We start from the raw sequence: 10945 nt of genomic DNA on the forward strand, positions 1-10945 counted from the left end.
TATTTCTTCATTAATACTTCAGTAAAGCAGCACCCCAAGCTAATCCTGCTCCGAAGGCTTCTAGCAATAAGATTTCACCGCGCTTTATTTTTCCAGACCGAACTGCAGAATCGAGAGCTAAAGGAATGGAGGCAGAAGAGGTATTTCCATGTTTTTCAATAGTTAAAATAACCCGCTCCAGAGGTAATCCAAGGCGTTTAGCTGTTGCTTTAATAATCCGCATGTTTGCTTGATGAGGTATTAGCCAATCAATATCCGATTTTTTAAGGCCACTCTTCTCCACAGTTTCATCAACAATTTCTCCTAATTTGGTCACAGCCACTCTAAAAACTTCATTACCTCGCATCTGTAGTAGCAATTCATTTAATTCACGATCCCATATAGGACTCTTAGCAGTAATTAAATCTGCGTAGTTGCCATTAGCGTGAAGAATAGTCTTTAGAAATCCGGGTTCTTTATCAGCTTGCAAAATCACGGCTCCCGCCCCATCACCAAATAAAATGCACGTACTACGGTCCTGCCAATCCATTATTTTTGTTAACGCATCCACCCCAATGATTAGAACAGTTTTAGCACTGTCTGTGCGAATATACTGATCTGCAACACTTAATCCATATACAAATCCTGCGCACGCTGCATTTAAATCAAAAGCAGGAATATCATCTCTTAGATTTAAATATCGTTGAACTAAACAAGCTGTACTTGGAAAGTAATATTCTGCAGTAGTCGTTCCCACAATAACCATATCAATAGCAGAAGGATTAATGCCAGACATTTCTATAGCATGCTTGGAAGCATTGACTGCCATCGTGGTGGTATCATCAGAACTAGTAGCAATAATATGGCGTTCTCGAACTCCAACCCGTTTCATTATCCATTCGTCCGAAGTTTCTATCATTTTCTCCAAATCCGAATTACTGAGAATTTTTTCTGGAACATAACTACCAACTCCCTGGATACGCGAATACATCATCAGCTTTCAAATTCCTTAAGAACGCTACCAACTTTCTCTTTGATAAGTTGTGGAATATTTTTGTCAACCTCGAGCATGGCTTCTTCCACAGCTGCAATAAAAGCGTTAACATTGGCACTGCCGTGACTTTTTATCACAATCTCATTTAATCCTAAAAAAGTTGCCCCATTATAACGTTCAGGATCTACCCGATTTATCAATCGTTTAAAAATAGGGATAGCGGGAAATACTGCCAACTTAGTCCACCAAGCTTCTTTAAAAGCTGCGCGTGCGCATTGGGTAATTAATTTTGCTACACCTTCGGTAGCTTTCAATACGACGTTTCCTACGAAACCATCACAGACCACTACATCGGCAACATTATCAAAAATGGAGTCACCTTCTACGTATCCAATATAATTAATTGCTTTGCTTTTCTCAAAAAGTTCGTTAGCCTTTTTTACTAACTCATTCCCTTTAATCTCTTCTTCACCCACGTTTAGCAATCCTATCCTGGGGTTTGGAATGTTATCAGAGGCTGTTGCCAAAATTGACCCCATTACAGCAAATTGATATAAATTTTCAGGGCTAGAATCGACGTTAGCACCCAAATCCAAAATCCGAACTTCTTGTTCATTTTTAGTAGGAAACGAAGCGATAATAGCAGGTCGGTCAATACCAGGTAAGGTTTTTAGAACATAGTGAGCAGTTGCCATTAAAGCTCCCGTATTGCCTGCGCTAACACAGGCTTGCGCCCGACCTTCTTTTACTAGATCTATAGCCACTCGCATCGAAGAATTTTTCTTTGTTCGAAGTGCTTGAGAGGGAGTTTCATTCATTGTCACCTCTTCGGTAGCATGTACAATTTCCCATTGATCCCTCACCATTTTTCTTCCGTCCTCTAAAAGACGGAGTTGCTCTTCTTTGCCCACCAAAAGAAGTTTTACATTGGGGTATTTTTTAAGAATTGATAATGCTGCAGGTACAACGACTTTTGGACCATGATCACCGCCCATGGTGTCTAGTGCAATTGTTTTCACCATTAACGGCTACTCTTCGTTTTCGTAAGACTCTTTTGAAGTAATGACTGCACAACCTTTATAATATCCTTCCGGACTGATGTGATGTCGTAAATGTGTTTCACCAGTTATGTGATCTTTGGATAATACAGGTGCACATAGAGCATCATGCGAGCGACGCATATTGCGTCTTGAGCGAGTTTTACGTCTTTTTTGTACTGCCATTCTGTATTGCTCCAAAATCTAATATTACCATTTATACTTGGAAAGTATTTAGTACGCTGATCAATAATTTTTCTTTTACTATTTTCTGCTGGATTTATTCTTCTACTTAGCTAAAGATAACACCTAGGCTTAATACAATCTCTCTACCTTATCATCATCTCTTACGCTATAGACCTTTGCTCAAAAAAGGTTTTATGTTTATATCATACCTCACTACTTTTCTACAACGTTGGTATTTCAATATAAGTCAGTCTTTGGATATTCTAACTTTAAAATAACTAAAGGACTAAATTCTTCTTAACTAAGTCCTAAAAATCCATCATCCTCTCTAAATTTTTTATCAGAGGGGAAGAATTTCCAGTTCCCTTTAAAGATATTGCGCCTTATGAAGTTTATTTATCAATCACAAGATTTAAAGGGATTTTTTAGAATTAATCGATACCTACGCTCATTTATCCAAATCTAGTGAAGAAAATGGTATATGGGAACAGTATGAGTGTCAAACTGTCATGAATCTAGTTAATTAAATAGAATCAAAACCTTTATAACAAATATTAATGCTAGGGAAAGATCCTTTTCGTATTCATGTGTGTATCTGTTTTATCATTTGAATTATCAATGAGTTGTTTCAAAGCGTATATAGATATGTTAAAAAAAGCTCTTTTTGATCATCATAAAGAATTAAAGATAGAAAAAATCTATCGAATACCTTAATTAAATAAAGTATCACGCATTATTTTTTTAAGAAACTGCAGTTTAACATTTTATATTCCAGCATGTAAATAGCCTTGAAAAATTTATGATTTTACCTTATTTTAACAGGCTAGGACTTCATAAAAAATGGGGAGTAAATAAACGTGTTGTCTTAGGAAAAAAAGGAAAATCGTTCAGGAACTAAAAAACTTGATACGCTATTTTAGTATATTTTGTCGTAGAATCTATTATAGAAGCAGAACTTCGAGAAAATCACAAAGAAAAAAGCTACCTCTAAAATAAATATTTTAAAAAAAGGAAAATAGGCCTATCCAACCGATTTTAGTTTTAAAAGCATTAAATTAGATTTAACAATGTAAACCCTCTTTCATTAATGTATTGGATCACCTAAATAGTCCAACCTCGTTTGGCGAAATGATTCTTATTCTGTTAATTTTTATCCTGTTAATGTGGAATAGAAGCTCTGATTAGAACTATAAAAAAGATTGACGTTACTTAAATTAATATTTAATGAAAGCACTTAAATGGTGAATTGTTTAAATCTGGGATTGATGTAATGTAATTCTACTATTATGTGATTATACATTGATATACCCTCTTTTCAAACTTAAAAAACTAGTGTGTAATGGATCTGAAAATAACCTCTGTTACTCTCCTTTTTTGCATCTGAATTAATAAACGTCTTTAAGTTCACTTAGATCCCCTGCTCAGTAATTAATTCTAGAAAAACATTAGCTCACTGCCAAGTTATAAAATCAGCATGGCTCAATTTTATGAATCGACTTACATTCATGGTGTTTGTTATACGGTCCCAACTATACTAATTTTACCTATAAATAAAGATCATACGTCTAAAAATAAATCGTTATGATATAAAGAATTCATATTAAGTACAATCTCTCTTATTATGGGATGATACACTTGGGAGTAGGAGGAACTAGACGTTTCCTACGCCTACAACTTTCATATTGACAGTTTTATAATAAATCTTAGTTTTTCAAGAAATAAATTACGAGTCTCAGCCTCTTTCTCTTTAATTAAGAAATCATTTTTCTCTCAATGTCCCTAACTAATATCTAGCAGTTTAATTGCTCTCAGAATTAATCATCAATCTAAAATTTGTTGTTGTTGTTGTTGTTGTTGTTGTTGTTGTTGTTGTTGTTGTTGTAGGACAAAAATTAGAAAAAGCTAAAAAAGTCGTAAATTTTAATTTTAAATCGGATATGCACTATTCTGAAATTTGTTAATTTCTAGGGCATATGATGGATGAATTATGGTAGTATTTCTTTCACCCCACTTGCGAGTCATTTTATTAATCTTTCGTAATACGATTATAAAGCTGATTTGAAAGCAGAAGAACAATTAAAATTCCGTATTTATCTCCTATTCCCTTTTCATGGATTATTTAAAGAGTATTAGCGTGGAATTGATGATCAGCAATCGTATTTGGTTATATTAATCTATAAATGAATACCAATCTATAATAAATTGATGCTTTTTATCATTCAATACTAAATAAATTGATCTTCTTGTATAAAAGTATCTTTATCCAATCTAATTTAATCTAAGTTATATTTCAGGCTTTTTCATTATCGTATGTCTTATTATCCCGCGCACAGTGACTTTAAAAAGATCTTCTTTAAAAAATTCAAGGTGTTTTTCAACACTAATTATAAAATCTTTTCCTGAAATATCGATAAATTCTATGAATTCTGAGATAATTCTATGACTTCAAACTCATAATCGATTAAAACTATTAGCTGATTAAAATTGTCTATTCACCATATTACTTAGCTAAAGAATACTTTCTTTGGAATTCTTAAGAAAATTTAGAAGTAAAATTTCATGATTATCTTTATTAATATCAATTTTCAAAATAAGAAGATAAAGGAGATAAAACATCAGAACTTCGGTCAATTGATAAGAATAAAAGACCATTTCAGCCATAAATATCTTTAAATGATATAGGATTGATTTCCTAGAGACTTTTCGTAATCCTAATTATAGTTCCTTTCAGTTATTATTGAAACTTCCTATTTAACTCTGGATTTACGCCGTTTTAAAAAATTAAGGAAGTGAAATAAATCTGTGTCTAAAAGCGCGCAAACACCGAGTATACGATCATCCCAACGGCACAAAATTCCAGCAGAGTGCAAAAATAACCGATTTAATCCTAACATTTTCATTTCCCGATTAAACACTTTGTCTCCATACTTTTCATCCCCTGCAATCGGATGACCTAAATGAGCTGCGTGGACCCGAATTTGATGAGTACGGCCTGTCAAAGGTCGTGCTTCCATCAACGTAGAAAACGGGTAAGAAACAAGTGGTTGGAAAAGAGTTGTTGCCATCTTTCCAGTTTTATCAACTTTTACTATTCTCTCACCATTTCTTAGAATATTCTTTTTTAAAGGCGCATCAACTTGCCTTTTTCCCAATTTCCAATGCCCTTTCACAAGTAAAAGATATTGTTTCACCACTTTTTGTTGAGTTAATAGAGCATGAAGTGCTAATAAGAGACTGCGTTTCTTGGCTACTACTAAACAGCCTGATGTTTCCCGATCCAATCGATGTACCAATTTCGGCGCTTGACTTTTAGGTTGTCTAAAGCGTAATACTTCGATCAGCCCCCTACCAATTCCACTGCCTCCATGTACCGACAAGCCTGCAGGTTTATTAATTACCAATAAGTCCGCTTCTTCAAAAAGAATACGCATTTCAAGCGAGACCAATAAAGATTTATCAAGGAGCAGCAGTTTTTTTACATTAGTTTGACGTAAAGGGGGTATTCGTACTAAATCACCAATGGTGAGACGACAATTGGCACTGACCCGTTTTTTATTTACTCTTACTTCTCCTTTTCGAATAGCACGATAAATGCGGGTTAGGGGTATTCCTTTTAGATGGCTAATCAAAAAGTTGTCTAATCTTTGTCCGTCATGAGTATCATCGATAAGTATAAGGGTTGACATAAAAATAAGGCTCTTTAAGTTAAAAACAACCATATGGTTTTATGGAGAAAAGCCTGATATAGTCGGGCTGTTCATTACGATATCATGACATAGAAACGTGAGAAGTTGGTGCAAAAAAATTCAGCTGTATCAATTTAGTCCTGTCATCTCAAAGGGGAATACAAAGGAAGAGGATAAATATAGGTTATATTCTGCATTTCTCTCCGAGTTCCTGCCTTAATTCACAGGAATGACATCTCTAGTTAAGATCTTGATAGAGAACGTAAATTGCCGGCTGTAAAAAATGAATTTTACCAAATACTAGCCCAATAGAACAAATATGGTCACTTTATATTTAACTTGGCACTCCCAAGAGCGATTTCTCGACGAACTTCCAAGTCTTAAGCTTACGGTTGAGCGCCCCAAGAAAACAGGTTGAAAAAATGAAAAGAATGCTGATTAACGCAACTCAGCTTGATGAGGTGCGCGTGGCAATTACTGCGGATTCTAAACTGATTGATCTTGATATTGAAATTCCTGGCCAAGAACAAAAAAAGTCTAATATTTATAAAGGTATTATTACTAGCATCGAACCGAGTTTAGGAGCAGTTTTTGTTAATTATGGTAGCGAACGACATGGATTCTTGCCGTTAAAAGAAATTTCCCGTGAATATTTTTTGCAAGATGATATATCACAGGAGTTTGAGACCGTCGATATCAATCGAGTACTTAAAGTTGGACAAGAGCTCGTTGTTCAAGTCGACAAAGAAGAGCGTGGAACAAAGGGAGCTGCGCTAACTACTTTTATCAGTTTAGCAGGATCTTTCTTAGTTCTAATGCCAAATAATCCACGAGCTGGTGGTATTTCAAGACGAATTGAAGGGGAAGAGCGTGATCAATTGCGCGAAACTATCAGCCAATTAAGCCTCCCTGAGGGAGGCATGGGTTTGATCGTGCGTACTGCTGGGCTTGGACGTGCAAAGGAAGAGCTTGAGTGGGATTTAAAGATCTTGTTGCGCTATTGGGAAGCTATCAAACAGGCAGCAGTAGCTAAACCAGGTCCTTATCTTATTCATCAAGAAAGCGATGTTATCATTCGCGCAATTCGCGATTACTTGCGTCAGGATATTGAAGAGATTCTTATTGATAATGAGCAATCCTATCAAAATGCCTGCCATTATATCAATCAAGTTCGCCCTCAATTTATTGATCTTTTAAAGCTTTATCGTGATCAATTACCTCTCTTCAGTCGATTTCAAATCGAACAACAAATTGAAAATGCTTACCAACGCGAAGTCCAACTCCCTTCTGGGGGATCGTTGATTATTGATCAAAGTGAAGCACTGGTAGCCATTGATATTAATTCAGCGCGAGCTACTCGAGGAGCAAGTATCGAAGAAACGGCACTTTCAACAAATCTGGAAGCTGCTGAAGAGATTACTCGTCAGTTACGTATCCGCGATATTGGGGGGCTCATCGTTATCGATTTTATTGATATGACTCCTATTCGCAATCAGCGAGAAGTTGAAAATTGTTTGCGTAACGCTTTGAAAAAAGATCGTGCTCGCATCCAAATTGGCCGGATTTCACGATTTGGTTTATTAGAAATGTCTCGTCAGCGATTGCGCTCTTCTCTAACCCGATCAACTCAAATAACCTGCCCTCGCTGCGAGGGTGAGGGCACCATTCGCAGTATAGAATCCCTTGGGCTTTCCATTATTCATTTAATTCAAGAACAAGCTTCTAAAGTTAAAAATATCCATTTCCAATTGCAAACACCAGTAGATTTGGCTATTTATTTAATCAATGAAAAAAGAGAAATTCTGAGGGATATCGAGAAACACTATCCTGTGAAAATAACTGTTATTCCTAATCAGTACATGGAAACGCCACTCTACCAATTAAAGCAGATTAAAATCAATCCAGCGAGTCTGAAACATGGTAGGGGTATGCCTAGTTATAAATTAGTTAAAGTTTTTAAAACTGAAACGCCCAAAAAACAAGAAATTAAACCGCTATTGGAACCAGTAATTCGACAGTTCTTACCTACAGAAGAAGCTTCTCCAGCGGTACCTACCCTTTGCAAAACACCGAGCAGTGGTTTATTCAAGCGGTTGATGGCTAAGATGTTTGGTGCTGAAGAAGTAACAAAATCATCACTCCCTACAGAATCGTCACCAGTTTCTCAACAGTCAACTCGATCATCTGAAATGCGTGAAGAAAAACGCTATTCGGAAGAACGTGCTCACAATTTTTCATCTGAAAATCATCAAAGTACTAAATGCCACTATTCTCAAAATAGTCATAGCGTTATCAGTAGTGGACGTTCGCGTCGCGGAACTCGATGGGGTGGGGGGCGCCGAGATTATTATCTAGGTAGCAGTAGACGAGGAAGTCGTTCTGGTGGATATCACATACAACAATCAAGTACGCCGTCTACTTCATCGACAAGTGATATGTCTAATATCAATCAATTTTTAACGTCTTCCCAAAATTCTTCGCTTCCTTTACCTTTTATCGCTTCCGAATTCGAGCATCCTTCGGAATATCCAAAGTACCCTAATGTTAACAAAAATTTCCCTAGAGAAAATCGGAAGCAACATACGGATAATAAAATTTTCGAAGATGAAGATAATAGAGAAAATCAATAACTGTTGTTCTAAGAAGGCGCTGGATGGAAAGAGAAGCTTCTTTGCTGCTCCTCCTTATTTTTTAAGGAAAGAAAATTTATTTTCTTTCAGAGAGAGAAAAATTGAGTAAAAGAGAGGTTTTAAGAATTTTCCATTGCACAAATTCAAAAGAAGTTCTTTAGCATCAGAAAAAGAACAAAAAGTAACATGAGTTGATAACTTTAATTGTATAATAAATCGTATAATAATCTGCCTTGATAGTAATTATGATGAATTACCAAAATAAATCGCTCGTGCACCAAATTATCGTTATGTTTAGACCAAATTTTTAATCCGGACTGATAATCCAGACTGATAAAAGGATTTCTTTATGTAGCACTAAAAAAAGACCTGCCCGTTGACTCCAATCAAATTATTACTTCCACGATCTGTAATAACAAAACGCCTTCTCAAAAGTGAATTTTGTGCACACCGATCTAGCTTACTTTTAATTTTAGCAACCAGCATGAAAAACTCTAAATTTTAAAATTTAGAGTTTTTCATGCTGGTTGCTAAAATTAAAAGTAAGCTAGATCGGTGGAGACACCCATATAATTTAATTCGATATATTTGTCCGTAATAACGCTCGAACCAAGAAGTATTCCTGCCTCTTCTTCAAAGCCACTTTTTTAACTGATAATAAAAACAGCTTGATCAAAACAATATTGAGCTATTTTTGAATAGAATTAGAACTCTAAATAAATCCTTTGTCTCTTTTCATGATAGCAGCAATAAATTATATAAGGGGAGAGCAGTGGTAACAAACTGAAATATGTATTCCGTCGTTTGAGGACTGCTAACACAGATTCATTTACAGTAATTTTATATTGTTTGTTATCTTAACTATCTACCTAAAACCATTAATTACCATCGCTGTCTCAAAAAGCGTTCTTTTGGGCGAAACCCAGTGCAAATCACTCGCTGTGAATTTAGATATTCGTAAAGAGTACGTTAAATAAAGCTTGATAAGACAAAAAGAGTCCGTTCAATATTTTATAACATAATTTCATTGAATGCTGAAAGACGGCTTATTTCGGCGAATCAGGTGGTAAGGTCGAAGCTTAACTATCCTTCTATAAAAGATAATTAAAAAAACTGATTAAAATTGCAAAGAGCTCTCTTAAAGCTCCTGTAGAAAAATTGAAATTTTTTATTTCAGGTTACTCGCCTTTTTGGTAAGGACCGCCATTTTACATGAGAATACATTTCTTCTTATTGATAATACAATGAGAAAGTTTATTAATCCCAATCCAATTTTTAGAAAGATTTTAATACAACGCAGAAAAATATTCTGTATCTTCTTATTTTTATTTCATACAATTTTTTGATATCTAACTAACGTGCATCAATATAAACAGTGCTCAATTTCTTATTATTTAAAATAAAATCTTCATTATAGTGTAAACTTTTGAGTTCTTACCATGTTATTTGTGATTAGTAATATGATCATCAATAACTCATTATAGTAGTATGATAAACTGAGTACGATATTCTGGCTGGCATGTTCTAATTTAAAATATCAGATGAATAAGAACAATAAGAAACAAAAGATTAATTGGCTTACAACTTTATTTATTTTGCTGACAGGACTCGTAGGCTTAGTAGGAACTGTTCTCTTGTTAGTTTTTAGTTTCATTCGTTGGCCAACATGGATTTTAGCTGGAACTATGCTCATAGTTTGTGGACTTTCAATTACAGGCGGCTATCATCGTTTAGCAGCACATAACAGTTATCGAGCTGTCTGGCCGATTCGCTTACTGTTTGTTCTTTTAGGAGCAGCAGTTTTTGAAGGAAGTATTGTAGAATGGGCCACCGATCATCGACGGCATCATCTTTATACAGATACCGAGCGAGATCCTTATAACATTAAAAAAGGATTTTGGTACGCTCACATTGGTTGGTTATTTACTTTAAACACCTCTACACGAGATTTTAGTAATGTTGAGGATTTATTAGCAGACTCCTTATATCGTTTTCAGCACCGTTTCTTTCCCATTATTGCTATTTTAATGGGGTTTGGTTTACCAATCGCTATAGCAACTCTATGGGGTGACCCCTTAGGGGGTTTAATCATTGCAGGAGCGTTGCGTATTGCTCTACTTCATCAAATTACTTTTTTTATTAACTCATTATGTCATTCCCTTGGAAAACGTACTTATAAAAACTCATCTGCCCGAGATAACTGGTTGACGGCATTAGTTACTTTTGGAGAAGGTTTTCATAATTTTCATCACCAGTTTCCAATTGATTATCGCAATGGAATTCGCTTTTTTCATTTTGATCCTACCAAGTGGATGATTTATTCATTATCTCTCTTTGGTCTTGCATTTGATCTAAAACGTGTAGAATTCCGTCGAGTAATTAAATACCGACTACGTAATGAAAATCACAGTGATTCTATATAACTTGTACTAT

7 protein-coding genes and 1 pseudogene are annotated in these 10945 nt (G+C 35.2%); 3 read left to right on the plus strand and 5 right to left on the minus strand.

The genetic code is table 11. From position 1 onward, the window contains the following. Window positions 1-10: 10 nt before the first annotated feature. From ONG85_RS03465 to rpmF, 3 genes are read right to left on the minus strand one after another with little or no spacing between them, the layout of a single operon-like run. On the minus strand, window positions 11-973 hold the full coding sequence (locus tag ONG85_RS03465; protein WP_264435542.1) for a beta-ketoacyl-ACP synthase III: 963 nt from the start codon (window positions 971-973) through the stop codon (window positions 11-13). After that, window positions 973-1995, minus strand: a complete 1023-nt coding sequence (gene plsX, locus ONG85_RS03470) for a phosphate acyltransferase PlsX (RefSeq protein ID WP_264435543.1) — start codon at window positions 1993-1995, stop codon at window positions 973-975. Before plsX ends, ONG85_RS03465 begins: the two co-directional genes overlap by 1 nt. Before the next feature lie 6 nt (window positions 1996-2001). Then, window positions 2002-2196, minus strand: a complete 195-nt coding sequence (gene rpmF / locus ONG85_RS03475) for a 50S ribosomal protein L32 (RefSeq protein WP_264435544.1) — start codon at window positions 2194-2196, stop codon at window positions 2002-2004. A 1802-nt stretch (window positions 2197-3998) separates the two neighbouring features. Between rpmF and ONG85_RS03480 the strand changes: the two genes are divergently transcribed. Continuing rightward, entirely contained in the window at window positions 3999-4157 is a 159-nt protein-coding gene (locus ONG85_RS03480) for a hypothetical protein (protein ID WP_264435545.1), read from the plus strand. 786 nt (window positions 4158-4943) lie between these two features. On the opposite strand, the gene ONG85_RS03485 is transcribed toward ONG85_RS03480, so the two are convergent. Beyond that, window positions 4944-5882 carry an RluA family pseudouridine synthase gene (locus ONG85_RS03485; protein ID WP_264435546.1) on the minus strand — a complete coding sequence of 313 codons (939 nt, stop codon included), beginning with the start codon at window positions 5880-5882 and terminating at the stop codon, window positions 4944-4946. A 422-nt stretch (window positions 5883-6304) separates the two neighbouring features. Here ONG85_RS03485 and ONG85_RS03490 point away from each other — a divergent pair, with 422 nt between their 5' ends. Further along, a complete protein-coding gene (locus ONG85_RS03490) occupies window positions 6305-8512 on the plus strand; it encodes an Rne/Rng family ribonuclease (protein ID WP_264435547.1) in 2208 nt (735 codons plus the stop codon). 357 nt (window positions 8513-8869) lie between these two features. On the opposite strand, the gene ONG85_RS03495 is transcribed toward ONG85_RS03490, so the two are convergent. Further along, window positions 8870-8998, minus strand: coding sequence for a hypothetical protein (locus tag ONG85_RS03495; protein WP_264435548.1), 129 nt, complete (start codon window positions 8996-8998; stop codon window positions 8870-8872). A 1055-nt stretch (window positions 8999-10053) separates the two neighbouring features. On the opposite strand from ONG85_RS03495, the pseudogene ONG85_RS03500 reads away from it, so the two are divergent. Further along, window positions 10054-10914 (plus strand): annotated as a pseudogene (locus tag ONG85_RS03500) (acyl-CoA desaturase); the annotation flags it as partial. Between the last annotated feature and the right edge of the window lie 31 nt (window positions 10915-10945).

The organism is Coxiella endosymbiont of Dermacentor marginatus, from assembly GCF_907164955.1.
Taxonomy (GTDB): Bacteria; Pseudomonadota; Gammaproteobacteria; order Coxiellales; family Coxiellaceae; genus Coxiella.